This window comes from Bacillus nitratireducens, from assembly GCF_036320425.1.
GTDB lineage: Bacteria > Bacillota > Bacilli > Bacillales > Bacillaceae_G > Bacillus_A > Bacillus_A nitratireducens.
On sequence record NZ_JAUMJO010000003.1, the window covers coordinates 16764 to 42589 of the forward strand.

The window sequence follows — 25826 nt, forward strand, 5'->3', positions numbered from 1 at the left end:
GAAAAATTTTAGCATGTAAGGTCCCCTCATCCGAAAGTCATTTCATAGATTTATTATAGTATATAAATATTCAATTTCCAATTGTTTACTGGTTAAAAATGAGAAGTCAGACATGTTTTGTATGTTGTAATGGAATGATTATTTATAATGGATTTTGTATTTTTCGTAAATGTCATGTTGTGATGAACGTGTGCATATTCCCAATCACGATCATTAAAATTTATGTTTCGGGGAGGGAGAAGTGGAACGACATCGAATAAGTTGACGAAACGAAAGCTACTAGCTACTTGCAGTTTATAATAATTTCGAAAGGCGATATCTCCAACTTTTGGAGAGGCAAATGTATAAAGACCGTACTGTGAGAAGGCAGTATTTATACGTGCATCTAGTATGTGTAATGTAGCGAGTGCCCCTCCTAAGCTATGACCTGTTGCAAGAAGTTTCTTATGGGCTGGCAATGATACGAGCATATCCATAATAGAATCTCGGCAAGATTCATAAATAGAAAGGAAGCCGTTATGGACATTTCCACTATTTAAAGCATATGGGTATGGTCTTTGGTTGACGAGTGAATCGATAATCCAGTCTGTATCTGTTTGTGTACCCCTAAAAGCTACAATAATCGTATCTTCAGATTCTAATATGAACCCAAACCATTCCATCGTTTGAATCGCTTTCCCTTGAAAGCCTTGTACATATTGGAATCCATCAGGTATTTCAAAAATCCCATTTTGTTTATATTGTTCATACGTTAGATCGCAGCAAGATGCTAATAATATGGCAGTATCTTTATCAAAGGATAAAGGAGTACGCATCAAGAAAGCCCTCCTTAAGAAAAGGTATAGTTCAATATATGCAGTGAGGAACTTGATTCATTCTTTTTGAAAAAAGGCTTGAACCTACAGTTACGTGAGGGAGTATGATTTTTGTAAACATATTGTTAGGAGGAGTGTAGGATGAGCAAAAAGGAAGGCTATTCAATTGGTGAGTTTTCAAAGAGAACAGGCACATCAATACGGACACTACAATATTACGATGAAATTGGATTGCTTAAACCTGAAAAAAATATAAGTTCAGGACACCGTGTATATAAAGATAAAGATATATTAGCGCTCCAAAAAATAGTGAGTCTTAAAGTATTAGGATATAGTTTAGAAGAAATTCGTGGCATGCTCAATGTGAAAAGTTTGAATATAAGCTTAAAAGAAACATTACAAAATCAAAGGGTAGCTTTTGAAGAGAAGAAAAAACAACTTGAAGTTTCGATAAAGGCGATTGAACGAACAATGGTATGCCTTAAGGAAGATGAAGAGGTAGATAGTAACATATTAATGAGCTTAATTAATAGTATCCAAAAAGAAAACGAACAACGTGTATGGCTTGAAGAATATGTATCAAAAGAAGTGGCTGATGGATTATATAATAAGCCGGAAGAAGAGGGCATAGCACTTGATAAAGAGTTTGTTCGTTTAGCAAAAGAAGTGAAAAGGTTATTTGGAAGACAAATTGAGGATTCAGAAGTGCAAAAATTGGTTGATGAACATATGAAAGCGACTCTTAAGTATGTCGGCGAAGAGACAATGTATTCTCTAGGTAAATTAGAGAATGTAGAAGAACAATATAATAATGTGATGCCCTCTCCTTATACAGAGGAAGAAGAGTTATGGCTTAATGAAGCGATGGAATGTTATATGGTTAAAAATGGTTTGTATAGTCCACCTAAATAAAAAATCGATTTCAATCTCAAGGAATCGACTTTTTTATTTATATTTAATGAACTAACGCATGCGTTAGTTCATTAAATAAGAGGTTTGAAAAATAGCCTGTATATATTTGAACGATGAATAACTTACCTATTTTCTTGTATTTGTTTGCACCATATACAGAAAATTAGGGAAAACGTAACATGTTATTTATCAGTTTGTTTTTGCTTCTTTTTCAAATATTCCGCACGCAATTTTTCAAGTTGCTGCTTTTTATCAAATTTGGCAGGCGTCTGTTTTTCATGAAACTTTGCCACAGCTACCTGACTTTTGTAATCCAATTGATATTTTCCCACTTTGTTCACCTACTTTTCTTGTCTTTAAAGAGAATCTATTCAACCAATATAATATACCTTATTTTACTGAAGTAAACCTTATTAATTTTTTACTTATATCTATTGTAATCCAAATATTACCTTATTAAACTAACCTGCCCCGTAGGCTTAAGGCAGATTTTATCTAAATAATGCGGGGTGAACCAAAATGGAGAAAAAACGAGGACAGCATTATGTCTGGAGATATTATCTAACATCATGGACTGATGATTCGGAAAATTCATTTCGGAATTCTTCACCTAGTATGTGTAACTTCTCAACCAACTTGTTGTTGTTTGTAGGCGAAAATTAAAACACCCTTTCATGTAGTATGAAAGAGTGTTTTAATTTTATTCATTCTCTTAAGTTGATGGCTATGGCCCCAGAAGGACACTATTTATTCTTTCCCATCTAAAAGGCGACCAAGTCCGCCTAAAACGCTGCCTTCACCGCTGCTTTGAGCTGCTGGACTTGTAAGGCGCGCTGCTAAGCGACTAAGTGTTAAAGACTGAATCCAAACAGTTCCAGGACCTTCTAACGTTGCAAAGAATAAACCTTCGCCGCCAAATAGGGCTGTTTTTACTTTTCCAACGAATTCAACATCATAGTTAACGTCTTTTGTCATTGCAACGAGACAACCTGTATCAATGCGAAGTTTTTCACCAGGTTTCAATTCACGTTTATATACAGTTCCACCTGCGTGCATGAAAGCAAGTCCGTCACCTTCAAGTTTCTGCATGATGAAACCTTCACCACCGAAGAAACCAGTTCCAATTTTCTTTGTAAACTCGATTCCGATAGAAACACCTTTTGCGGCACAAAGAAATGCGTCTTTTTGACAAACGACTTTTCCTTGATACTCTGTTAAATCAACAGGAATAATTTTTCCTGGATACGGAGCGGCGAATGATACGTGGCGTTTGCCATGACCTGTATTTGTAAATACAGTCATAAACATGCTTTCACCTGTAACGAGACGTTTACCAGCGCCCATTAATTTTCCAAATAAGCCGCCAGATGGTCCTGAAGCATCGCCGAAGATTGTTTCCATTTCAATATGATCTTCCATCATCATCATTGCGCCAGCTTCAGCGATAACGCTTTCTTCTGGGTCCAATTCAATTTCAACGAACTGCATATCATCGCCATATAATTTATATTCGATTTCATGTGCCTTCATTTTCTTCACCTCAATGTAATAGATAATCATATTGTACAGAATTTAAAGAGATTAGAAAACTACAGTTTTGTTAATTTTCAAATAAAAGTAAAATAGAATAGGAATTTATGGTTATACTAGGATTATAAAAAACGCTGGAGTGAAAGTGTTCTCATTTGACGTTTTGGATTGAGCGTGATATAGTGAAGTCACTATTGAGCTACATAATGTGGTACGGAAATAAAGCACGTTGAATTAAAGGCTGTAAGCTTGTTATACATTCATGTCCTTTATATCCACCTTTTCATGTGGATTCATAGTTTCATTTTTATTTAGGAGGTACATGACATGCAAACAGGTAAAGTTAAATGGTTTAACGGCGAAAAAGGTTTCGGTTTCATCGAAGTTGAAGGCGGAGAAGACGTATTCGTACATTTCTCAGCTATTCAAGGCGACGGATTCAAAACTTTAGAAGAAGGTCAAGAAGTTTCTTTCGAAATCGTTGAAGGCAACCGCGGACCACAAGCAGCTAACGTTACAAAAAACTAATTAGCTAACGATAAAAAGCATTCCGAATTTCGGAATGCTTTTTTTATTCTTTGGAGCTAGATTCATTTGAAGATAATTCACCTTTAAAAGTACGTTCTTCAAAGTCATCAAGCATTTGCTCATATTCTTCATGTTCCTCTGTAGCGAAAACTTGTGGGTTTTTGCCATACATATCCGTACCAATAAAGTTTTCAAAATCCTCAACGAAGCCTACATTCTCTTCACTATTTACGTACATGCCATTATAGTTTTTTGAATCTTGTCTTTCTAAATCAGATGGAGTTTCAGACGTTCCGTAATTTGCGACGTCTTGCCATGCATCTTCAGCATCGTACTCTACAGAATGATCTTCGTCGTGCTTATGAAACGAAGGAGCCAACACCTCTTCTTCAACTGGTCGGGTGTTCATATCCAATTTATTTGTAGTGTGCTGTATACACGTTGTAGCAGTCGGCATTGCTTCTAATCTTTCGAACGGAATTTCCTCACCAGACACTTCGCAAATACCGTACGTACCAGCCTCAATTTTTTGTAGGGCATGTTTCGTATCTTCTAGTTGTTTATGCCAAAATTCGATGAGACCGAAATCTTTCTCACGTTCGTACAATTCTGTAGCCATATCACCTGGATGGTTGTCATAGCTAGACAATTCTCCTACTGAATCACGTTCAGAAGCACGATCTGTATTCTCATGAGTTTGTATTGTTTGTTCAACTTCTTGCTGTTGTTTTTCTAAAATAGATTTAAATTGATTTATTTGTTGTGGAGTTAACATAGTCGTCCACCTTCCTACAATTCAGTTTCTTTACATAGTATGAGCGTTGGAGGTGGGAATTATGAGATGAATTTCAGCTTAGAAGTTGGTATATAAAAAAAGGAGCTGCGTAAGCAGCTCCTTTCTATCCAGCTATTTGCTGGGCAGTAAAACTCCCACCTTAAAATTTGGCTGGAGCAAAGAAGTTAGGTGGGAGCCCTGCTGCCCGTAAACGCCCGATTGGTGAAGGGCTAATAATCAGTGGGGATGAACAAAACCCCCACTGATTAAAGTTTCACTTTATAGGAAGTATCCAAGCAATAATCCGATTCCCATTAGGAAACCGAAAATTGTATTTGTTTTTGCTGTTGAAATCATCGCAGGTACCATTTCCATTGGAATGCTTTTGCCGATAAAGCCTTTCGTCGCTTTAAATGCTTTCGGTGCACTTAAGAATACGATAAGCATCCATGGTGATACGATGTTAACGATGATTAATGCGATTGTCCAAATGTAGGATACGATGAACATAGAGGCAAGTACACCAACTGCTCTTTCGCGTCCAACGAGAATTGCTAACGTTTTACGCCCGTTTTCTTTATCGCCATCCAAGTCACGAATGTTATTAGCTAGTAAGATCGCACCAATTAAAATGGAGCTTGGAATAGATAGTAAAATGACTTCTGATGTTACAGTTCCAGTTTGAATAAAGAATGAAATCCCAATAATAATGACACCCATAAATAATCCGGCTGTTAACTCTCCAAATGGTGTATATGCAATTGGAAGTGGGCCACCTGTATAAAGATAAGCAACGGCCATACAAACAAGACCGATTGCAGCAAGCCACCAGCTAGAATTCATACAAATATAAACACCTAATAGTATTGCGATGCCGAAAAATCCAAATGCTAAGTTAAGCACTGTTTTTGGCTGAATGCCATCGCGAACGATAGCGCCGCCGATGCCAACTGAACCTTCGTGATCGAGCCCTCTTTTATAATCAAAGTATTCATTAAACATGTTCGTTGCTGCTTGAATGAGAAGACAAGCAAGAAGCATTATAAGGAAAAGAGGGAGATGTATTTGATTTATACCTCCGACCTGCATCGCATACGCTGTTCCGATGAAAACAGGAACGAAAGCTGCTGTTAATGTATGGGGACGTAATAAACTCCACCAAATGCGCCAGCCTGTTTGTTTACTTGGCTTTGGCGCCGTAGGAGAGGAATTCGTTTCGACGTTCATTTCCATGTTGAATCCTCCTTAGGTCACATATTGTACACAATTAAGTGTAGAAAAAGCATCATTTAGTGTCAACGTTTATTTTCTAGGAAGAGAAGGTGAATTTCTCAGAAATGCTAAACGTTGACAGGCCTTTCGTTTGAGGTGTATCTTAAAATCAAGCGTAATTATGACTATTTTTCGCCCATAGGGGGGAGACAATTGTGATTCAAACGAAACAAAAAGGCTTACAAGAAGTTTTTGTTGCAGCCATTAAGCGTGTGACTGATGAAAAAATATTAGTTAGTTTTGTAAAACAAATAGATTGGGTGGATCCACTTCTGTTTTATGCAGCAGGAAAAAGGATTGCATTCGAAAATAGATGTTATTTTGCAGACCCAGCTCAGCATGTAATATTTGCTGGAATTGGCTCTGTTTTCACTATAGTAAATTCTTCTCACAAACGCTTTCAAACTGCTCGTGACGAGTGGGATAAAGTAAAAGAGAAAGCATTTGTGCAAAGAGAAGGATATGAATTTGGAACAGGTCCTCTTTTATTTGGTGGATTTTCATTTGACCAAGAAAAAGAAAAAACAGATCTTTGGAAAGAATTTGATGATACCACATTTTCACTACCAGCATTTTTATTAACTGTAAAAAATGAAAAAGCGTGGTTAACCATTAATAAGTTCGTTTCAGCTGAAGATTGCGCAGAAACTCTTTCTAACGAAATTATTTCTTTAGAAGAGAGAATTTTACAAGAAAGTAAATGTGCACTAGAAGGAGACAAACTAACAACTACTTCGAAAGTTGAAGTTGATCCGAAGGGCTGGATGAATGCGATTGGAAAAGTGCAGGATGAAATGAAGCAAGGGAACGTGCAGAAGGTTGTATTAGCAAGGGAGCTAAAATTGACGATGGATCAGCATATTGATTCCGCTCTTGTTTTAGAAGCGCTTCGCATTGGGCAACCGGATTGTTACGTATTTTCTTTTGATTATAAAGGAGCATGCTTCTTAGGGGCGACACCTGAGCGATTGATTCGAAAAGAAGGCGAGAAGTTTACATCGATGTGCCTTGCGGGCTCAATTGGTCATGGTAATTCTATAGAAGAAAGTAAACAAAATGGTGAGACGCTTCTTCATGATGAAAAGAATTTGGCTGAACACGGTTATGTAGTTAATATGATTCGAGGTGTGCTAAGTGGGCATTGTGAATCTGTTAATATTCCAGAGAGCCCAGGCTTATTAACGACGAAAAACTTAATCCATTTATATACACCAGTAGAAGCGAAAGGTGATACAAGTCTTTTAGCGATGGTAGAAGAATTGCATCCAACGCCAGCTCTTGGTGGTACACCTCGTCATGAGGCATTGAAATTAATCCGTGAGGTAGAGCTTTTAGATAGAGGATTGTATGGTGCACCAATTGGCTTTATAGATGATGAAGGAAATGGTGAATTTGCGGTTGCACTTCGCTGCGGATTATTAAATGGCGAGAAAGCATCCTTATTTGCCGGCTGCGGTATCGTAATTGATTCAGTAGCCCAGCTTGAATATGAAGAAACAAGTTTGAAGTTTAGACCGATGCTTGGTGCCTTGGAGGAATTAATGAAATGAACAATCATATAGAAGCATTATCATATTATTTAGGCGCGTTCGTGGATGAACTGACGCGTCTAAATGTATGTGATGTTGTCATTAGTCCTGGCTCACGGTCAACGCCGATTGCCTTACTAATGGAACAACATGAAGGAATGAAAACATATTTACATGTAGACGAAAGATCAGCAGGATTTTTTGCACTTGGTATTGCAAAAGCAAAAAAACGTCCTGTTGCACTATTATGTACGTCAGGAACGGCAGCAGCGAACTATTATCCAGCTGTATGTGAAGCTTTTCATTCACGAGTGCCGCTTATCGTGTTAACGGCAGATAGACCGCATGAATTAAGAGATGTGGGTGCACCACAGGCGATGAATCAGTTTAATTTATACGGTACTTTTGTGAAGCAATTTACAGAGATGGCACTTCCAGAAGCGAGTGAAGCGATGTATCATTACGCTCGCATGACGACGCAGCGTGTGATAGCAAGTGCCTGTTTAGCGCCGCAAGGACCTGTTCATCTTAATTTTCCAGTTCGCGAGCCGCTTATACCGGATTTCTCATTAGAAAGTTTATGGGATAAAGGGCGTGGTGAATATACAGGAGTAGTTCAGCAAGGGAACGTGACGATGCCGAGTGAATATGTAGATTCTCTTGTAGGGCACCTTTCACACATGGAAAAGGGGCTTATTATTTGTGGAGACGACAGTCATCCAGAAATCGCAAAAGTTGTTATGAAAGTAGCTGAGAAAACAGGGTATCCAATTTTAGCAGATCCACTTTCTAATATTCGCAGTGGACATCACGATAAAACGATGGTAATCGACTGTTACGATACATTTTTGCGAAATGAACTGTTAAAGGAAAAGTGGAAACCGGACGTTTTAATTCGCTTTGGTGGAATGCCTGTTTCTAAAGCATTAACGCAGTTCATTAAAAAACAAACGAAAGCAGTTCATATCGTTGTTGATGAATCCGGACAATGGAGAGATCCAGCTCTTGTTGCGACAGAGGTTGTACAAGCAAGTGATGTTGATTTTTGCAGGACATTAATAGAGAAAATGCCAGTTATGAAAACGAATGATTGGTTCGGAATGTGGAAACATATAAACGAGAAAACGAAGGAAGCGCTTCGTGAAATGGAAACATATGAAACTGCATTTGAAGGAAAAGTCATTACGGATATTGTTCGTGTATTACCAGAAGGCGCAACGTTATTTGCAAGTAATAGTATGCCAATTCGCGATACAGATTCATTTTTCTTCACATCGGATAAAAATATTCAAGTGATGGCAAACCGTGGTGTAAATGGTATTGATGGAATCATTTCAACAGCTTTAGGAGCGAGTATTATTTGTGATCCGCTCGTATTAGTGATTGGTGACTTATCATTTTATCACGATTTAAACGGATTATTGGCCGCAAAGTTACATGAGTTAAATATAACGATTGTTGTTGTGAATAATGATGGCGGAGGTATTTTCTCATTCTTACCACAATATGAGAAAAAGGAACATTTCGAATCCTTATTTGGAACACCAATTGGACTTGATTATGAGCATGTTGTCAAAATGTATGGTGGTTCATTTAGCCGTGTAAATGGATGGGAAGACTTCCGAGAAGAAGTACAAACTGGAACGACAGCGAAAGGATTACACGTTGTGGAAATTTGTACGAATCGCGAAGAAAACTTGAAATTACATCGTGAATTATGGGCGAAAACAATGGACGTTATCACTACATCTTTGCAAGGTGAATCAAAATGAACGTAACGTTGCAAGGTGTATCGTATGAATATGAAGTAGTCGGAAGCGGGGAACCACTTCTACTTCTTCATGGTTTTACGGGAAGCATGGAAACGTGGCGTTCCTTCATTCCTTCTTGGAGCGAGCAATTTCAAGTCATTTTAGTAGACATTGTTGGGCACGGAAAAACGGAAAGTCCTGAAGATGTGACTCATTATGATATTCGAAATGTAGCATTGCAAATGAAAGAACTACTAGATTACCTTCATATTGAAAAAGCGCACATACTTGGCTATTCAATGGGCGGTAGACTGGCGATTACGATGGCATGTCTATATCCAGAGTATGTACATTCTCTTTTATTAGAAAATTGTACAGCTGGGCTTGAAAGTGAAGAGGATAGAGAAGAACGTCGTGAAAAAGATGAGCGACTTGCCGATAAAATTGAGCGAGAAGGCATCGAAAGCTTTGTAACAATGTGGGAAAATATCCCTCTGTTTGAAACGCAAAAATGTTTAGCAAAAAACGTACAAGAAGCGGTGCGAAAAGAACGACTTGCTAACAATCCTAAAGGACTTGCAAATAGTCTTCGCGGTATGGGAACAGGGGCTCAGCCTTCATGGTGGAAAGAATTGCAAAATTTAAAAATGCCTGTTCTTCTACTGAACGGAGAGTATGATGAAAAGTTCTTTCGCATATTAAAAAACATCGAAAAATGCATCCCTCATGCGAAATTTGTCAAAATTGATGGTGCTGGCCATGCAATTCATGTGGAACAACCGGAAAAGTTTGATACAATAGTAAAGGGATTTCTAAAAACTATGCAGTGATGCTTTTTTCAGCAAGAAGGAAGTTGCACTTATAGAGGAGATCAGAAATATAAAAGGAGGTAATAGTAATGGCTATTGAATGGGTAAAAGAAGGCAATTACGAAGATATTATTTATTCAACATACAATGGTATCGCAAAGATTTCGATTAACCGCCCTGAAGTACATAACGCATTCCGTCCTAAAACGGTAATGGAGTTAATCAATGCTTTTGCACACGCCCGTGATGATGCAAATGTTGGCGTTATCATTTTAACAGGTGAAGGTGGACGTGCATTCTGTTCTGGCGGCGACCAAAAAGTTCGCGGTCATGGTGGATATGTAGGTGACGACCAAATCCCTCGTTTAAACGTATTAGACTTACAACGTCTAATTCGCGCAATTCCTAAACCAGTTATCGCAATGGTAGCAGGTTATGCAATCGGTGGTGGACACGTACTTCATATCGTATGTGACTTAACAATCGCTGCAGACAACGCTGTATTCGGACAAACTGGTCCTAAAGTAGGAAGCTTTGACGGTGGATACGGAGCTGGTTACTTAGCTCGTATGGTAGGCCACAAGAAAGCTCGCGAAATTTGGTACCTATGCCGTCAATACAGCGCACAAGAAGCGCTTGATATGGGCTTAGTAAACACAGTAGTACCATTAGAAGAGCTTGAAGCAGAAACAGTACAATGGGCACAAGAAATCTTAGCAAACAGCCCAATGGCACTTCGTTTCCTAAAAGCTGCATTCAACGCAGACACAGACGGTCTAGCTGGTATTCAACAACTAGCTGGAGATGCAACGTTATTGTACTATACAACTGACGAAGCAAAAGAAGGTCGCGACGCGTTCAAAGAAAAACGCAGTCCGGACTTCGGTCAATTCCCTCGTTTCCCGTGATCAAAAGCGGAAGCCACCGAACATTCTAGCCGCTGTAGCTGGATGAAATCAAAAGCGGAAGCGGCTCGCACGCAATGTGAGTCGCGACCAAAAGATCAAACCGGAAACAAAACAACTAAGAGACTTGATGTCATATCAAGTCTCTTTCTTTCATGAAAGGAGAATGAGTGATGGAGACGATGCCAAATTGGTTAATGCAACGTACATTTTTAACACCAGATCGCACTGCAATTGAAATAGAGGATGAAAAGGTTACTTTTATGCAGCTGCATGAAAAAGTAGTATCTGTTTGTGAACACCTCACGCATGTAGGAGTGAAGCGTGGGCAAAAGGTGGCTGTTCTGATGAAAAATGGTATGGAGATGATTACAGTTATTCACGCCCTATCTTATGTAGGTGCAGTAGCTGTACTTTTAAATACGCGTCTTTCAAGAGAAGAGCTACTTTGGCAAATGGATGATGCTGAAGTTATGTGCTTAGTGACGGATCAAGATTTTGAAGCTCAGGGTGCTGCCGTCTATTCATTTGCTGAAATGATGAAGGGACCGAAGGCGGAAGCCTATATACAAGAAGAATTCTCTTTAGAAGAAGCGATGACAATTATTTATACGTCAGGGACGACAGGGAAGCCGAAAGGCGTTATTTTAACGTACGGCAATCACTGGGCAAGCGCAGTCGGTTCTTCGCTTAATTTAGGGCTTCGAGATGATGATTGCTGGCTAGCTTGTATGCCGATGTTCCACGTTGGTGGGTTATCTCTTTTAATGAAAAATGTTATGTACGGAATGCGCATTTTACTCGTTCCGAAATATGATGCTGATTTTATTCATAAAGCACTTCAAACGAGAGGTGTTACAATCATTTCTGTCGTTTCTAAAATGTTAACTGATTTATTAGAGAGACTTGGAGGAGAGACATATCCATCTTCTTTACGATGCATGTTACTTGGCGGAGGACCAGCCCCGAAACCCCTACTAGAAACATGTGTAGAAAAAGGAATTCCTGTGTATCAAACGTATGGTATGACAGAAACGTCGTCGCAAATTTGTACGTTATCCGCAGATTACATGTTAACGAAAGTAGGATCAGCCGGGAAACCACTATTTCAGTGCCAACTTCGTATTGAAAAAGATGGCGTAGTAGTACCGCCGTTTGCGGAAGGCGAAATTGTAGTAAAAGGACCAAACGTAACAGGTGGTTACTTTAACCGTGAAGATGCGACGCGCGAAACAATTCAAAATGGATGGCTTCACACTGGCGACCTCGGTTATTTAGATGAAGAAGGATTTTTATACGTATTAGATCGCCGCAGTGATTTAATTATTTCTGGCGGAGAAAATATATATCCGGCTCAAATTGAAGAAGTGTTGCTTTCTCATCCGATGGTGGTGGAAGCCGGTGTTGTCGGTATGACTGACGATAAATGGGGACAAGTACCCGCTGCCTTTGTTGTAAAAAGTGGAGAAATAACAGAAGAAGAAATCCTTCATTTTTGCGAGGAGAAATTAGCGAAATATAAAGTGCCGAAGAAAGCGTGTTTCTTAGAGGAATTACCACGAAATGCTTCGAAAAAATTGTTAAGACGAGAGTTAAGACAATTAGTGGAGGAGATGTAAGTGGAAATAAAAAAAGCGACACTTCATTTAACGGAAATGCCACTCGTAATCCCGTTTACTGCGAGCTACGGGACTTACGAAAAGCGTGAGAGTATCGTCATTGAATTAGAAGATACAGACGGGCACATTGGATTTGGCGAAGTCGTTGCATTCTCTGAGCCGTGGTATACGGAAGAAACAGTGAAGACAGCGCTGCATGTAATACAAGATTTTTTAATACCGGATTTATTAAAGGCGGAGATTTCTCATCCGAATGAAGTGCCAGGTTTGTTCCAGCATATAAAGAGAAACAGAATGGCAAAGGCGGGGATCGAAGGGGCTGTTTGGGATTTATATGCAAAACGTCAAAAGAAGTCATTAGCGACATTACTTGGCGGAACTAGGACTGAAATTGAAGTAGGCGTTGTGATTGGTATCAGTACAATTCCGATTATGTTAAAACAAATCGAGAAGTATGCAGAAGAAGGATATGAGCGTTTTAAAGTGAAAATAAAGCCAGAGCATGATTACGAGTTATTGGAAGAAATTCGTAAAGAGTTCCCAAGTATTCCGTTAATGGCTGATGCAAATTCAGCGTATACATTAGCGGATACAGAGAGGTTGAAACGATTAGATGAATTTCAATTGATGATGATTGAACAACCGTTAGCGGATTATGATTTTCTTGATCATGCACAGTTGCAAAGGAAAATGGAAACACCGATTTGTTTAGATGAAAGTATCCACAGTCTAGAAGATGCACGTGTTGCGATTACGCTTGGCAGTTGCCGCATCGTTAATATTAAACCAGGGCGAGTGGGTGGATTAACAGAATCGGTTCAAATCCATAATTATTGTATGGAGCATAACATACCTGTTTGGTGCGGCGGTATGGTGGAGATGGGAATCTCACGTGCACAAAATGTTGCGCTCGCTTCGTTACCGAACTTTATGATTCCTGGAGATATATCTGCCTCTAATCGACATTGGGAGAGGGATATTATTTCGCCGGAAGTGATGCTTGAGGGCGGAAAAGTGATTGTACCGCAAAGCGTTGAAGCTGAGTATGAAGTAGATCGCGGAAGGCTGGCGGAAATCACGAAGCAGCGGATTATTTTGGAGAGGTGAATCTAATCCTTAATCAGGATGCCCGCAAATAGCGGGATAAAAGGGGGAGTAAAATGAAGAACATTTCAATTTTAATAGCAGATGATGAGGCAGAAATTGCTGATTTAATAGAGATACATTTAGAAAAAGAAGGGTACCACGTTGTGAAAGCAGCTGATGGAGAAGAGGCTGTTCATGTTATTGAAACGCAGAAAATCGACTTAGTAGTTTTAGATATTATGATGCCGAAAATGGATGGTTATGAAGTGACGCGCCAAATTCGCGCCAAACATCATATGCCAATTATTTTCTTAAGTGCGAAAACATCTGATTTTGATAAGGTGACAGGTCTTGTATTAGGCGCAGATGATTATATGACGAAGCCTTTTACACCGATTGAATTAGTTGCCCGCGTAAATGCACAACTACGCCGATTTCTTACGTTAAATCAGCCGAAAATAGAAGAGAGTAAATCCGCTTTGGAAATTGGCGGAATTGTTATTGATCCTGAGCGCCGAACAGTAAATGTGTACGGAGAGCCAATTGAATTAACACCAAAAGAATTTGATATTTTATATGTATTAGCAAGTCACCCGAAGAAAGTGTACAGTGTGGAAAATATATTCCAGCAAGTATGGGCAGATGATTATTATGAAGGCGGAAATACAGTTATGGTACATATCCGTACTTTGCGGAAAAAACTTGGAGAAGATAAAAGAAAGAATAAGTTAATAAAAACAGTGTGGGGAGTAGGGTATACTTTCAATGGCTAAAAAGATGAGAAGCTTTCGCTCGAAGATGGTTATGCTATTTGCATTAAGTATGGTATTAGCAGCTGGTGTAACGTATTTAATTTATGAAGGATTACGGATTTACTATAAATTAGCGGTGCATTATGAGGATCCTTTAGCTCAATTTCGTTCGGTTATAAGAGGGATTGGGGATATTACTTTCTTTTTACTAATATTTATCCCTCTGTCTATTATGTTTTTTTTCTTCCTTACTAGACCATATTTAAAATACTTTGATGAAATTTCAGACGGGATTCATCATCTGGCGAATGGGGATTTTACAAATCAAGTTCGCGTTTTATCAAATGATGAGTTTGGATATATCGCTGGCGAAATTAATGTAGCCAGTGAAAAATTAAAAGAAGCAGTGGAACGAGGAGACTTTGCAGAGAGTAGTAAAGACCAGTTAATTGTTAACTTAGCCCATGATTTAAGAACGCCGCTAACATCTGTGTTAGGATATTTAGATTTAATTCTTAAAGATGAGAATTTAACGAAGGAACAAATTAAACATTTTTCTACGATTGCATATACAAAATCGCAAAGACTGGAAAGTTTAATTGATGAACTATTTGAAATTACACGTATGAATTATGGCATGCTAAAGCTAGATAAAAAGCAAATTGATATAAGTGAATTACTCATACAGTTAGATGAGGAATTATATCCGCTATTAGAGAAACATCATTTAGAAGCTAGGTTGAATGTTGATTCTCATTTACCGATTAATGGTGATGGGAAATTGCTAGCTAGAGTATTTGAAAACTTGTTAACAAATGCTGTTCGATATGGATGCGATGGACAATTTGTTGATATGAATGGGTATATCGATAATGAAGAAGTTGTTGTACAAATTATAAATTACGGAGATAGCATTCCAGAAGAAGATTTACCGTATCTTTTTGATGTGTTTTATACAGGTGATAAATCGAGAACAGAGGACCGTGGAGGAACAGGCCTTGGACTATTTATCGCAAAAAATATTATCGAGCAGCATGATGGTACGATTTCTGCTGAAAGCGATGTTATTAGAACGATATTTGAAGTGAGATTGCCAAAAGAAGAAAGCGAAACAATTTAATAAAAATTTAAACTTTACCCCACTTTTTATTTTAATAGTTTTTTCTATTCTATACGTAAGTTACGTTAAGGAGGAACTAGAAATGAAAAAGTGGGTATTTATTTCTCTATTTATAGTATGTACAGCATGTGTAGGCTTTTATATATCACCATTATTTCAAAAGGAGATCGACGTTAAAATTGCAGAAAAAGATAATAAAGTAAAAGCCGCGAATACTGAAAAGGTAGAAGTGACAAAAGAAGAAATTTATAAAGGTAATCTATTATTAGTTAATAAAGATTATCCGGTTAAAAAAGATAGTGTTAGGTCCGATATTATAAATGTAAATCACAATAGTGAATTAGTAAGAGGCTATGTAATATTTGATAGAAATCTTCGCTTATCAAAGGGTGTTGTAAAAAAGTTTTTGAACGTTGTCGATGCAGCTGGGAAAGATGGAGTAGAGCATTTCTTAATGAGTAGCGGTTACCGAGATTTTCAAGAACAAAGTAAATTATATAAAGAAATGGGATCTGATTATGCACTTCCAGCAGGATATAGTGAACATAATTTAGGGTTATCACTCGACGTTGGGTCTACTCAAAAGAAAATGGAGAAAGCTCCTGAAGGAAAATGGATTGAAGAGAACGTATGGAAGCACGGATTTGTTTTACGTTATCCGAAAAATAAAAGTAATATTACGGGCATTCAATATGAGCCGTGGCACATACGTTATGTCGGCCTACCTCATAGCGCAATTATGCAAAAAAAGAAGATTACGTTAGAGGAATATTTGGACTTCTTAAAAGAGGAAAAAGAAGTTTCAACTGAGGTTGAAGGTAAGAAATATACGGTTTCTCATTATAAAGTTTCAGGTCGTATGAACGTGAATGTTCCAGCGAATAAGCAGTATGAAATTTCGGGGAATAATATGGACGGGGTTATTGTGACGGTTCAGGAATAGAGAAAAAGGCTGGTCCGTTATGGGTCAGTCTTTTGGCATATAAGAAATGGATTGTCTTTTTATTTACCATTAAACATTATAACGTTATATTTACTTTTCGTTTTTTTCGTGATACTCTAAATATGTGAAAGAGATATAAAAAATGAAACTTTAATGTAAGCGTACTCTTATGGCTTCTTATAGAAAAGGGTGGAAATACAATGACAGAACGATTCGTACTACGTAATGTGAAACGTGTGAACGGGGAAGAGATTGACATTGTAATTGAAAATAATAAAATCGCACAGGTGACAAAAGCTGGTGCTGGTGAAGGTGGAAAGGTTCTTGATTACTCAGGTACTTACGTATCGAGTGGCTGGATTGATTTACACGTTCATGCTTTTCCAGAGTTTGATCCGTATGGCGATGAGGTGGATGAAATTGGCGTTAAGCAAGGGGTAACGACAATTGTTGATGCGGGTAGCTGCGGAGCTGATCGTATTGCAGATTTAGTACAAAGTAGAGAGCAGGCGAAAACGAATTTATTTGCCTTTTTAAATATTTCTCGCATCGGTTTGAAACGAATTGATGAATTATCCAATATGGAATGGATAGATAGAGAGAAAGTAATAGAAGCAGTAGAAAAGTATAAAGATGTAATCGTTGGGTTAAAGGCGAGAATGAGTAAAAGTGTCGTTTGTGATAGTGGAATTGAACCGCTTCATGTTGCACGCTCTTTATCTCGTGAAACATCATTACCGATTATGGTACATATCGGTTCAGCGCCTCCTCGCATTGAGGAAGTTGTACCTCTTTTAGAAAAAGATGATGTCATTACACATTACTTAAACGGGAAAGAAAATAATTTATTTGATGAAGAAGGCAAACCGCTACCTGTATTACTAGATGCAGTGAATCGCGGTGTTCATTTAGATGTTGGTCACGGTAATGCTAGTTTTTCTTTTAAAGTAGCAGAAGCGGCGAAGCGTCACGGTATTGCCTTTAATACAATTAGTACAGACATTTACCGGAAGAATCGTATACACGGTCCAGTGTATAGTATGGCTCACGTTCTTTCGAAATTCCTTTACTTAGGTTATCCGCTAGAAGAAGTAATTGATGCGGTTACGAAAAATGCGGCAGAGTGGCTGAAAAAACCAGAGCTTGGCCGTATTCAAGAAGGCGATATTGCAAACTTAACTTTATTTACGGTGAAAGATGAACCGATTACGTTAATTGATTCAGAAGGGGATCAGCGTGTTGCTGAAAGAAGAATTGATACGAAAGGGGTTGTAATCAATGGGTCATTCATTGAATGCTAAGTACGGATTAAAAAGAGTGATTAATGCGAGCGGTAGAATGAGTATTTTAGGTGTATCTGCTCCTACAGATACAGTTATGGATGCGATGAAACATGGTGGACAAAATTATGTGGAAATTGCTGATTTAGTAGATAAAGCGGGAGACCATATTGCGAGAATTCTAGATTCAGAGGCAGCAGTTGTTGTAAATTCAGCATCAAGCGGAATTGCGCTTTCTATCGCTGGTATCGTTACAGAAGGAAACCGTCGTAAAAGTGAACGACTTCATCAAGAGGTCATCGTGAAAAACGAAGTGATTATGTTAAAAGGTCATAACGTTCAATACGGTGCTCCTGTTGAAACGATGATTTATTTAGGCGGAGGTAAACTTGTAGAAGTTGGCTATGCAAATGAAGGAAAAGCAGAACATATTGAAGATGCGATTGGTGAAAATACAGCAGCGATTCTATATGTGAAATCCCATCATGCCGTACAAAAAAATATGATTTCTGTTGAAGAAGCATGGGAAGTCGCGCAGCGAAATAACGTACCACTTATCGTCGATGCGGCAGCTGAAGAAGATATTCAAAAGTATGTGAAGTATTCAGATCTTGCCATTTATAGCGGTTCAAAGGCAATTGAAGGACCTACTTCTGGTATTGTCGGCGGGAAACGAAAATATATTGAGTGGCTGAAAGTGCAATTACATTGCATCGGAAGAAGTATGAAAGTTGGGAAAGAAACAACTTTCGGTTTACTTCAAGCGCTTGATGAGTATGGAGTAAAAGAAGATAAGAGTGAACAAGAAAAAGAGTTATTACAAGTACTTATGCCGCTGAAAGAATTAAACGGTGTAAATGTAACGATCGTTCAAGATGAGGCAGGAAGAGCAATCTTTAGAGCACGTATTCATATTAACGAGAACGAGTTAAATAAATCAGCAAAAGACGTCGTAAATGCATTACGCGAAGGGGAAATTGCTATTTACACGCGTGATTACGGAGTAAGACAAGGATTCTTTGATATTGATCCACGTCCACTTCAAGGTGATGATATATATGTGATTGAAGAAAAAATGAGAGAAATTGTAGGGGGAAACTAAAATGACAAACATTCAAAAACGTTTTTATAAAGGCCGCGTAGCATTAAATGTATTAGCGAACAATATCGAAAATGCGAAAGACATTTTTGAAGCAGCAGAAGGTTATGTAGTTGTTGGAGTGTTATCAAAAGACTATCCAACAGTAGAAGAAGCAGTTACAGCGATGAAAGCATATGGAAAAGAAATTGATGACGCTGTATCAATCGGACTAGGAGCAGGAGATAATCGCCAAGCGGCAGTTGTAGCTGAAATTGCGAAGCATTACCCTGGTAGCCATATTAACCAAGTGTTTCCTTCAGTTGGAGCGACACGTGCAAATCTAGGCGGAAAAGATAGCTGGATTAATAGTTTAGTATCACCAACAGGAAAAGTAGGGTACGTAAATATTTCTACTGGTCCAATTAGTGCAGCTGGGGAAGAAAAAGCAATCGTCCCAATTAAAACAGCAATCGCACTTGTACGTGATATGGGCGGAAATTCCTTGAAATACTTCCCGATGAAAGGGCTAGATCATGAAGAAGAATATCGCGCTGTTGCGAAAGCATGTGCGGAAGAAGGATTTGCATTAGAGCCAACGGGCGGAATTGATAAAGAAAACTTTGAAACAATTGTGCGTATTGCGCTAGAGGCAAACGTAGAGCAAGTTATCCCGCACGTGTACTCTTCTATTATTGATAAAGAAACTGGTAATACGAAAACAGAAGATGTTCGTGAGTTATTAGCGGTAGTGAAGAAGCTAGTTGATCAATATGCGTAAGAAAATTGCAGCATTCGGCGAAGTAATGATGCGCCTGCAAGTACCAGGATATGAACTATTGTCGCAAGCAAATACGTTAAATTACTCATTTTCTGGTACAGGTGTGAATGTTGCAGCGGCGCTTTCTCATCTAGGACATGAAGGTTTTCTTATTTCAACTTTACCGGAAAACTCTGTTGGGGATGCTGCGATATCACATATTCAAAAGTTAGGCATTCGGGTGCCGTTTATTTCAAGAGGCGGTAAATATGTCGGCATGTACTTTTTAGAAAACGGATTTGGTGCACGTGCAAGCCGCGTTACATATTCAAATCGATTAGAGAGTAGCTTCAATACGGCATGTGAAGAGATGTACCAATTTGAAAAAATCGCCAAGGAAATTGATATCGTTCATTTTTGCGGGATTACACTTGCGATGAATGATACTGTACGCCATCATATGAAATCTTTAGCGAAAGCAGTTAAAGAAAACGGAGGCACTGTCGTTTTTGATTGTAATTATCGTCCATCGCTTTGGGGAGAAGACGGATATGAGCAAGCGAAACCGCATTATGAAGAAATGCTAGCTCTTGCTGATATCGTTATGATGAACGAAAAAGATGCAATGTTCGTTCTTGGAATGAAAACAGAAGAGACGGAGCGAGAAGCACAACTTGTTGATCTTATTCCAAAAGTGGCTGAGACATATCATATCGCTACAATCGCTGGTACACATCGCTCTATTAATAGCGATAATACACACTCGCTTCGCGGGTTTATATGTAAAGATGGTGCGTTCACTTTTGCAAAAACACTTACGTTTTCTGTATATGATAGAATAGGTGCTGGAGATGCTTATACGAGCGGGATTATTCATGGCGAGATAGAAGAGTTTGCACCAGAGAAAGCTGTTTCATTTGCGTCAGCAGCTGGAATGCTTGCACATACAATCGTCGGTGATACGCCAATGTCATCAGAGAAGGATATACTTCGGGCAATGACGGCATCAGTAGGTGATGTAGAAAGGTAGTGGGTGTAGCGGTGAACGTAACGAGAAAAAAAGGACCATTATATTTACAAATAAAAAATATTATTCGTGATCGAATATTGCATGGTGTATATGCGATTCATACGAATATTCCTTCCGAACCGCAGTTAGAAGAAGAGTTCAAGGTGAGTAAAATTACAGTGCGTAACGCCATTAAAGAACTCGCTCAAGAAGGATATTTGGAAAAGAAGAGTGGTAAAGGAACGAAAGTTATTCGCAATACTTCTGCGACAAAACTGTCAAAGGGTAAGAAATTTACAGAAGTGTTAGTGGAAGAAGGATATAAAGTACAAAAGAAATTGCTAAAAGCAGAAGTCGTTCATAATGAAGAAGGAACAGTGCCTTTTCGATTATTCGGTAAGGAGAGTTTTCGTATTGAACGTTTATATACGTTAAATGATGCGCCGTACATTCATTATACGCACTATTTCTCAGCACGAATGGCAAGTACAGATTTATCGGACTTTGACTTACAATCGCTTTACGATTTAGTTGAAGACCGTGGTATACATTTAGAAAACTTCAGAGATGAATTCGCTGTTGGATTTGCGCCTAGTTTTGTTGCAGAAGCGTTAGGTGAAAAAGAGGGGACAGCGTTATTAAAACGTATGCGCTATTCTTACGATGAAGTTGGCGAAGTAATTGAATATAGCGAAGGCTACTACAATACAGAAATGCAGCATTATGTAGTGAATTATGACGTATAAAAAGAGGGTATTCGCCCTCTTTTTTTATAAAGTGAAACTTTAATTGGATTCATCCCGCACCAATCAGGTGTTACTGTCCACAAATACGGGGTAAAAGTAAGGGGAATGAGAGATGGATATATACTTATTAATCGTCACGTTACTTGCGATTGCAATTGTTATTTTAGGGGTATCATGGTGGAAATGGCATGCATTTATTAGTTTAACAGTTGCTAGTTTATTTTTAGCCGTTATGTCTGGACTGAATTTAACGAAAATAGTGACTGCCTATGAAACTGGTGTTGGTAGTGTACTAGGGCATTTAGTTGGTATTTTGGCTCTCGGAACAATTTTAGGAAAAATGATGTCCGATTCAGGGGCCGGCATGCAAGTAGCAGATTTCTTTATTCGATTTTTCGGTGTGAAGAAACTACCTTGGGCTATGTTATTTGCAGGATTTGTTATAGGGATTCCGGTATTTTTTGAAGTGGGGATTGTCATTTTATTACCACTTGTTATTTCGATTCGAAAAACGACGAAGCAAAATATATTATTAATTGCATTACCTGTTATTGCGGGATTATCTATTGTTCACGGGCTAGTGCCACCACATCCAGGAGCGATGACAGCAATCGGCATTTATAACGCGAACTTAGGAAAGGTGCTTTTATATTCCTTAATTATTGCGTTACCAACAGCCATTATCGCAGGACCGATATTTGCAAAGTGGGTACATAAGAGGGTTATACCTGAAAATGAACCAGAGCTTGTTCGGGTTAAGACTGTATCAACTGATTTACCGAGTCGTAAAGTTTCATTCTTTATTATTTTATTACCAGTTGTATTGATGATTTTATCAGTAGTTGCACCGTATATTTCATTACCAGAAAAGATGACTGAATTTTTTGTCTTTGTAGGGAGTCCAGTAATTGCTTTACTTATTTCATGTTTCGCAGCATTTTATTTACTTGGAATAAGACAAGGTATTAATAAAAAGGTGATTAAAAAATTAACAGATGAAAGTTTACTACCTGTCGGTTCCATTATTTTAATTATTGGTGCAGGCGGCGGATTTAAACAAATATTAATTGAAAGCGGCGTTGGAACAGCAATTGCACAAATGGCAGAGCATATATCGTTATCACCAATCGTCTTAGCTTTCATGGTAGCTGGATTAATTCGAATTGCAACAGGATCAGCGACAGTAGCATTGACGACGGCAGCTGGAATTGTTTCACCGGTTATTCAGCACATGTCTGGAGTGAATTTAGAGTTGCTCGTTATTGCAACGGGTGCAGGATCATTAATGTTTTCTCATGTAAATGATGCAGGATTCTGGCTTGTAAAAGAGTATTTAGGTTTGACAGTAAAAGAAACGTTTAAAACGTGGACGGTGTTGGAGACATTGTTATCATTTATTGCATTCGGCTTTGCGCTTTTACTTAATATGTTTGCTTAAAAGAAGGGGGTGCCTATTTAAAGGTATCCTCTTTTTGTGTTGGGGCTCTTTTCATGAAACAAGCCCGTTTTTAGGAAGGCCAAGCTTCCGATTTGCCCTGAAAACATAATATAAATGGAATCCCCTCATTTAGAGCAAGACGATCTTGTTATGAATGATACTAAAGGAGGAATAGAGTAATGAGCGAAAAGTGTGAACACAGACATGATGATTGTAACCGCAGACACCATGGTTGCGGCGGCGGTTTTGCGCTTCTAATCGTATTGTTTATTTTATTAATCATCATCGGTGCTAGCTGCTTCGGCGGTGGCGGTTCTTGTGGTTATGGTGGTTACGGCGGTTATGCTGGCGGCTATGGTGGATATTGCTGCTAATTATTTAAAAACTATTGAAAATAGCCTTGTGCATATTGCACAAGGCTATTTTATTCATACTTTAATATGCTGTGATAATTTATTAATGTACAGAGAACGGATTAAGAAGAAGAAAATAATCTCGATAATCCCGAAAAAGGTGAGTACAATCAATAACTCTTTTAGTAAAGAAAAAGCGAACATGCTTTGTAAAAACTTAACCGCAAATAACGTGTGAACACCAGCAACGATGTAAGGAACGAAAAATAAAATTCCTAATTGAATCGTTGCAGAACGAAACATTTCTGATTCTGTTAAGCCAAGTTTTGTAATCGTAATGTACTTTTGTTTTTCATTCGTTAAGTCGTTATACATACGGAAGTATAAAACACTAGCCGCACCGATAAAGAAAATAAAGCCAAGAAATGCCCAAATAAAGAATTGAGCAACTGCATTTTCTTTATTATGGAGTAACTCATCAGTAGCTGTATAAATATTAAAAGGGACGGGAGCAGCATGCTTATCGTCTTTATGTGCCTCATAATATTTTTCGGTGTCATTACTCATACTTTTTAATATATTTTTAGTTGGAACAATTGCATTTTCCCAATTCTCCACGAAATAGTTATAAACCGTAATTGTTTCAATATGAGGAACCATAGTATCGATTGCATAATCTTGCATAATAACTAAATTTGGTAATGCAAATGGTGGTGCTATTCCTTTTTTAATAAATCCCTTTATATAAAACTCCTTTTTATTTGATTCAAGTGTAATTGTATTTTGTTTTACAAATGGATTTGATACAAGGTTTAATAGTTCTGGTGAATAGCGAGAAATAATATAAACTTCTTTTGCATCAAGGGTGATTATAGGTCTCCTTAACTGCTTAGCAATTTCGTTATAATCACTCATTTTCATAATTGCAATCTCTTCTTTTGAAGCATCATCTTTTAAAAGCGTAAATTTGTATTTTTTATATTGAAAATGAGCACTGGAAAGTTCGGATTCAATAGTATTAATGTGCTTTCGTTCAAGGGAATGGTCCCCTTCTAATTTGTATGTGAAGGGAATTGGATATCGTTCTAGTATCGAAGCTTTTGTATTATTATTCGCAGCAAATAGTCCGATAATAATCGTAAATGCAAGTGCAGATAGCATGGAAACGATAAAGAGTACATTAATATTACTACGGGTACGGGCAACTAAGTCTGAAATCCATAACATATTTATTTGTTTCAAATAAAACTTTCTGCGTTTCTTTAAAATATAGATAAAAAGAAGAAATGTTTGTGAAAAGAATAAATATGTCCCGACTACTACGAGCGGTAAAATAGATAACATAATAAAGAAGACAGATCCATTTTGTACATTATTTTCAGTTACGTAGCCTTGCGGGTAACCGGCAATATAATAGCATAGCCCTAAACAAATTAAAGCGAATAAAGAGATGAGTATAGACGGCCTTTTTTCGGCTGTCACTTTCTTGTTCCCTTTAATAAGATGGACTGTTTTACGAGTACGAATAAACATCGGTGTAAACGTAGAAACGATTAAAAATAAAATGATAAATGTTACGGTTGTAACGATTATCGCTTCTGTTGGCCAATATAAATAGAGACCTTTTGAACTTGTTAATTTCGAAGTAACTAATAAGAAAAAGTTAGAAAATACAAGGCCACCTTGTATCCCGATAAAGATAGATAATATCCCGATTATCATGTTTTCAGTAAATAACAGTCTTTTTAATTGTCTCTGTGAGATACCGAGAATCGTGAGTATCCCGAATTGCTGCTTCCGTACATTTAAAAATGTTCCAATTGAGTATAAGAGAAAGAAGAACGAGAACATAACGATAACAAGCTGTGCTGTACTAGCTAAGTTCGTTAGAGGGTCACGTTCTTGAAAGCTTTGTACACTTTGTAAGCGCGGATGATACGCGTATACAGTAAATGAAAAGAAAACCATTATAGAAAACGCGCTACTTACAAAATAAGCGAAATATGCTTTAGAATTACGTGAGACATTCTTAAATGCAAATTGCCAAAACGTCATCCACGTCTTCCTCCTAATAATGCTAAAACATCTAAAATTTCTTGATAAAATTTCTCGCGATATAGTCCGCGGTGTAATTCATTGTAAAGCCCACCATCTTTAATGAAAATAACGCGGTTACAATAACTTGCTGCAAACGGATCGTGAGTAACCATTAAAATTGTGGCATCCTCTTCTTTATTTAATTTCGTAAATAATTCCATTACATCAATTGCTGCTTTCGAATCTAAGTTTCCTGTCGGTTCATCGGCAAGTAGAAGTGATGGATGATGAATAACAGCACGCGCTACTGCGGTACGCTGTGCTTGTCCTCCAGAAACTTCAAAAATACGTTTGTCCAAAATATGATCAATTCCAAGCTTTTTTGAAATGTTCTCAAGTTTTTCGTCCATTTCTTTTAATGGAACATTATCTAAAGTTAAAGGTAGTACGATATTTTCACCGATTGTCAGTGTATCCAGTAGGTTAAAGTTTTGGAAAACAAACCCTAACTCTTGGCGGCGGAAAATAGCTAACTTCTCTCTACGAAATGTGTGCGGTTTTTTTCCGTTAATAACGACATCACCAGAAGTAGGGGAATCAATTGTAGAGATAACGTTTAAAAATGTAGATTTACCGCTCCCAGACGGCCCCATAATCGCAACGAATTCGCCTTTATCTACATGTAAATTTATATTTTTTAAAGCGGTATGAGGGACTTTTCCTTCATATACTTTTGAGACGTTTTTTATGTGTAAAACTTCTTCCATAGTAATCACCTT

The 25826-nt window shown here is 38.0% G+C and carries 25 protein-coding genes; 18 read left to right on the forward strand and 7 right to left on the reverse strand.

The annotated features are described in order from the left end of the window. Positions 1-92: 92 nt before the first annotated feature. Positions 93-815, reverse strand: coding sequence for a lipase family protein (locus Q3V31_RS11900; protein WP_001260108.1), 723 nt, complete (start codon positions 813-815; stop codon positions 93-95). A 141-nt stretch (positions 816-956) separates the two neighbouring features. Here Q3V31_RS11900 and Q3V31_RS11905 point away from each other — a divergent pair, with 141 nt between their 5' ends. Further along, complete coding sequence (locus Q3V31_RS11905; protein WP_090814113.1) at positions 957-1727, forward strand: MerR family transcriptional regulator; 771 nt, start codon at positions 957-959, stop codon at positions 1725-1727. 182 nt (positions 1728-1909) lie between these two features. Here the strand turns inward: Q3V31_RS11905 and Q3V31_RS11910 are convergent, their stop codons facing one another. Together Q3V31_RS11910 and Q3V31_RS11915 are read right to left on the reverse strand one after the other, a co-directional pair. Beyond that, positions 1910-2059: a hypothetical protein gene (locus tag Q3V31_RS11910; RefSeq protein ID WP_000521653.1), complete on the reverse strand. Its 150-nt coding sequence runs from the start codon at positions 2057-2059 to the stop codon at positions 1910-1912. 415 nt (positions 2060-2474) lie between these two features. Continuing rightward, entirely contained in the window at positions 2475-3257 is a 783-nt protein-coding gene (locus Q3V31_RS11915) for a TIGR00266 family protein (RefSeq protein ID WP_000643602.1), read from the reverse strand. 327 nt (positions 3258-3584) lie between these two features. Between Q3V31_RS11915 and cspD the strand changes: the two genes are divergently transcribed. After that, positions 3585-3785: a cold-shock protein CspD gene (gene cspD / locus Q3V31_RS11920; RefSeq protein ID WP_001193052.1), complete on the forward strand. Its 201-nt coding sequence runs from the start codon at positions 3585-3587 to the stop codon at positions 3783-3785. A 43-nt stretch (positions 3786-3828) separates the two neighbouring features. On the opposite strand, the gene Q3V31_RS11925 is transcribed toward cspD, so the two are convergent. Both Q3V31_RS11925 and Q3V31_RS11930 read right to left on the reverse strand, forming a co-directional pair. Further along, positions 3829-4560 carry a yteA family sporulation protein gene (locus Q3V31_RS11925; protein WP_000957359.1) on the reverse strand — a complete coding sequence of 244 codons (732 nt, stop codon included), beginning with the start codon at positions 4558-4560 and terminating at the stop codon, positions 3829-3831. Positions 4561-4839: 279 nt separating this feature from the next. Continuing rightward, positions 4840-5793 carry a 1,4-dihydroxy-2-naphthoate polyprenyltransferase gene (locus Q3V31_RS11930; protein ID WP_000425742.1) on the reverse strand — a complete coding sequence of 318 codons (954 nt, stop codon included), beginning with the start codon at positions 5791-5793 and terminating at the stop codon, positions 4840-4842. Between the two features lie 194 nt (positions 5794-5987). Here Q3V31_RS11930 and Q3V31_RS11935 point away from each other — a divergent pair, with 194 nt between their 5' ends. The 16 genes from Q3V31_RS11935 to Q3V31_RS12010 all read left to right on the forward strand — a co-directional run bounded on the left by Q3V31_RS11935 (position 5988) and on the right by Q3V31_RS12010 (position 23031). Next, positions 5988-7382: an isochorismate synthase gene (locus tag Q3V31_RS11935; RefSeq protein WP_090814114.1), complete on the forward strand. Its 1395-nt coding sequence runs from the start codon at positions 5988-5990 to the stop codon at positions 7380-7382. Then, a complete protein-coding gene (gene menD, locus Q3V31_RS11940) occupies positions 7379-9133 on the forward strand; it encodes a 2-succinyl-5-enolpyruvyl-6-hydroxy-3-cyclohexene-1-carboxylic-acid synthase (protein WP_090814115.1) in 1755 nt (584 codons plus the stop codon). Before Q3V31_RS11935 ends, menD begins: the two co-directional genes overlap by 4 nt. Further along, positions 9130-9942 (forward strand): 2-succinyl-6-hydroxy-2,4-cyclohexadiene-1-carboxylate synthase, encoded by an 813-nt coding sequence (gene menH / locus Q3V31_RS11945; RefSeq protein ID WP_090814116.1) that lies wholly within the window; start codon positions 9130-9132, stop codon positions 9940-9942. The genes menD and menH overlap by 4 nt, the downstream gene beginning before the upstream one ends. A gap of 68 nt (positions 9943-10010) precedes the next feature. Then, positions 10011-10829 carry a 1,4-dihydroxy-2-naphthoyl-CoA synthase gene (gene menB / locus Q3V31_RS11950; protein WP_000963888.1) on the forward strand — a complete coding sequence of 273 codons (819 nt, stop codon included), beginning with the start codon at positions 10011-10013 and terminating at the stop codon, positions 10827-10829. Positions 10830-10999: 170 nt separating this feature from the next. After that, positions 11000-12445, forward strand: coding sequence for an o-succinylbenzoate--CoA ligase (locus Q3V31_RS11955; RefSeq protein ID WP_000449595.1), 1446 nt, complete (start codon positions 11000-11002; stop codon positions 12443-12445). Further along, positions 12446-13552, forward strand: a complete 1107-nt coding sequence (menC, locus tag Q3V31_RS11960) for an o-succinylbenzoate synthase (protein WP_090814117.1) — start codon at positions 12446-12448, stop codon at positions 13550-13552. A 53-nt stretch (positions 13553-13605) separates the two neighbouring features. After that, the gene (locus tag Q3V31_RS11965) at positions 13606-14304 is read left to right on the forward strand and encodes a response regulator transcription factor (protein ID WP_016130418.1); all 699 of its coding nucleotides are present in this window, start codon (positions 13606-13608) and stop codon (positions 14302-14304) included. Beyond that, positions 14297-15403, forward strand: a complete 1107-nt coding sequence (locus Q3V31_RS11970) for a HAMP domain-containing sensor histidine kinase (protein WP_016079136.1) — start codon at positions 14297-14299, stop codon at positions 15401-15403. The genes Q3V31_RS11965 and Q3V31_RS11970 overlap by 8 nt, the downstream gene beginning before the upstream one ends. A gap of 82 nt (positions 15404-15485) precedes the next feature. Further along, entirely contained in the window at positions 15486-16346 is an 861-nt protein-coding gene (locus tag Q3V31_RS11975; protein ID WP_329765208.1) for a M15 family metallopeptidase, read from the forward strand. 200 nt (positions 16347-16546) lie between these two features. Continuing rightward, positions 16547-17647, forward strand: coding sequence for an amidohydrolase/deacetylase family metallohydrolase (locus tag Q3V31_RS11980; RefSeq protein ID WP_000139968.1), 1101 nt, complete (start codon positions 16547-16549; stop codon positions 17645-17647). Further along, complete coding sequence (locus Q3V31_RS11985) at positions 17625-18728, forward strand: DgaE family pyridoxal phosphate-dependent ammonia lyase (RefSeq protein ID WP_016130416.1); 1104 nt, start codon at positions 17625-17627, stop codon at positions 18726-18728. The genes Q3V31_RS11980 and Q3V31_RS11985 overlap by 23 nt, the downstream gene beginning before the upstream one ends. A gap of 1 nt (position 18729) precedes the next feature. Further along, a complete protein-coding gene (gene dagF, locus Q3V31_RS11990) occupies positions 18730-19485 on the forward strand; it encodes a 2-dehydro-3-deoxy-phosphogluconate aldolase (RefSeq protein ID WP_090814119.1) in 756 nt (251 codons plus the stop codon). Next, a complete protein-coding gene (locus Q3V31_RS11995) occupies positions 19478-20494 on the forward strand; it encodes a sugar kinase (protein ID WP_001227491.1) in 1017 nt (338 codons plus the stop codon). The genes dagF and Q3V31_RS11995 overlap by 8 nt, the downstream gene beginning before the upstream one ends. After that, positions 20494-21219: a GntR family transcriptional regulator gene (locus tag Q3V31_RS12000; protein WP_090814120.1), complete on the forward strand. Its 726-nt coding sequence runs from the start codon at positions 20494-20496 to the stop codon at positions 21217-21219. Before Q3V31_RS11995 ends, Q3V31_RS12000 begins: the two co-directional genes overlap by 1 nt. Positions 21220-21331: 112 nt before the next feature. Beyond that, complete coding sequence (gntP, locus tag Q3V31_RS12005; protein ID WP_090814121.1) at positions 21332-22657, forward strand: gluconate permease GntP; 1326 nt, start codon at positions 21332-21334, stop codon at positions 22655-22657. 179 nt (positions 22658-22836) lie between these two features. Next, on the forward strand, positions 22837-23031 hold the full coding sequence (locus Q3V31_RS12010) for a YjcZ family sporulation protein (RefSeq protein ID WP_001290403.1): 195 nt from the start codon (positions 22837-22839) through the stop codon (positions 23029-23031). A 54-nt stretch (positions 23032-23085) separates the two neighbouring features. Here the strand turns inward: Q3V31_RS12010 and Q3V31_RS12015 are convergent, their stop codons facing one another. Beyond that, positions 23086-25065, reverse strand: coding sequence for an FtsX-like permease family protein (locus Q3V31_RS12015; protein WP_090814122.1), 1980 nt, complete (start codon positions 25063-25065; stop codon positions 23086-23088). Next, a complete protein-coding gene (locus Q3V31_RS12020) occupies positions 25062-25814 on the reverse strand; it encodes an ABC transporter ATP-binding protein (RefSeq protein WP_000393253.1) in 753 nt (250 codons plus the stop codon). The genes Q3V31_RS12015 and Q3V31_RS12020 overlap by 4 nt, the downstream gene beginning before the upstream one ends. Between the last annotated feature and the right edge of the window lie 12 nt (positions 25815-25826).

Excerpts from the sequence above, each read along its gene's own strand:
- cspD (WP_001193052.1), top strand. The coding sequence starts at position 3,585 with ATGCAAACAGGTAAAGTTAAATGGTTTAACGGCGAAAAAGGTTTCGGT.
- Q3V31_RS11900 (WP_001260108.1), bottom strand. The coding sequence starts at position 815 with ATGCGTACTCCTTTATCCTTTGATAAAGATACTGCCATATTATTAGCA.
- menH (WP_090814116.1), top strand. The coding sequence starts at position 9,130 with ATGAACGTAACGTTGCAAGGTGTATCGTATGAATATGAAGTAGTCGGA.
- Q3V31_RS11980 (WP_000139968.1), top strand. The coding sequence starts at position 16,547 with ATGACAGAACGATTCGTACTACGTAATGTGAAACGTGTGAACGGGGAA.
- gntP (WP_090814121.1), top strand. The coding sequence starts at position 21,332 with ATGGATATATACTTATTAATCGTCACGTTACTTGCGATTGCAATTGTT.
- Q3V31_RS11965 (WP_016130418.1), top strand. The coding sequence starts at position 13,606 with ATGAAGAACATTTCAATTTTAATAGCAGATGATGAGGCAGAAATTGCT.
- Q3V31_RS11985 (WP_016130416.1), top strand. The coding sequence starts at position 17,625 with ATGGGTCATTCATTGAATGCTAAGTACGGATTAAAAAGAGTGATTAAT.
- Q3V31_RS12020 (WP_000393253.1), bottom strand. The coding sequence starts at position 25,814 with ATGGAAGAAGTTTTACACATAAAAAACGTCTCAAAAGTATATGAAGGA.
- menD (WP_090814115.1), top strand. The coding sequence starts at position 7,379 with ATGAACAATCATATAGAAGCATTATCATATTATTTAGGCGCGTTCGTG.
- Q3V31_RS11975 (WP_329765208.1), top strand. The coding sequence starts at position 15,486 with ATGAAAAAGTGGGTATTTATTTCTCTATTTATAGTATGTACAGCATGT.
- Q3V31_RS11930 (WP_000425742.1), bottom strand. The coding sequence starts at position 5,793 with ATGGAAATGAACGTCGAAACGAATTCCTCTCCTACGGCGCCAAAGCCA.
- dagF (WP_090814119.1), top strand. The coding sequence starts at position 18,730 with ATGACAAACATTCAAAAACGTTTTTATAAAGGCCGCGTAGCATTAAAT.
- Q3V31_RS11995 (WP_001227491.1), top strand. The coding sequence starts at position 19,478 with ATGCGTAAGAAAATTGCAGCATTCGGCGAAGTAATGATGCGCCTGCAA.
- Q3V31_RS11970 (WP_016079136.1), top strand. The coding sequence starts at position 14,297 with ATGGCTAAAAAGATGAGAAGCTTTCGCTCGAAGATGGTTATGCTATTT.
- Q3V31_RS11915 (WP_000643602.1), bottom strand. The coding sequence starts at position 3,257 with ATGAAGGCACATGAAATCGAATATAAATTATATGGCGATGATATGCAG.
- Q3V31_RS11905 (WP_090814113.1), top strand. The coding sequence starts at position 957 with ATGAGCAAAAAGGAAGGCTATTCAATTGGTGAGTTTTCAAAGAGAACA.
- Q3V31_RS11955 (WP_000449595.1), top strand. The coding sequence starts at position 11,000 with ATGGAGACGATGCCAAATTGGTTAATGCAACGTACATTTTTAACACCA.
- Q3V31_RS12015 (WP_090814122.1), bottom strand. The coding sequence starts at position 25,065 with ATGACGTTTTGGCAATTTGCATTTAAGAATGTCTCACGTAATTCTAAA.
- menB (WP_000963888.1), top strand. The coding sequence starts at position 10,011 with ATGGCTATTGAATGGGTAAAAGAAGGCAATTACGAAGATATTATTTAT.
- Q3V31_RS12010 (WP_001290403.1), top strand. The coding sequence starts at position 22,837 with ATGAGCGAAAAGTGTGAACACAGACATGATGATTGTAACCGCAGACAC.
- Q3V31_RS11925 (WP_000957359.1), bottom strand. The coding sequence starts at position 4,560 with ATGTTAACTCCACAACAAATAAATCAATTTAAATCTATTTTAGAAAAA.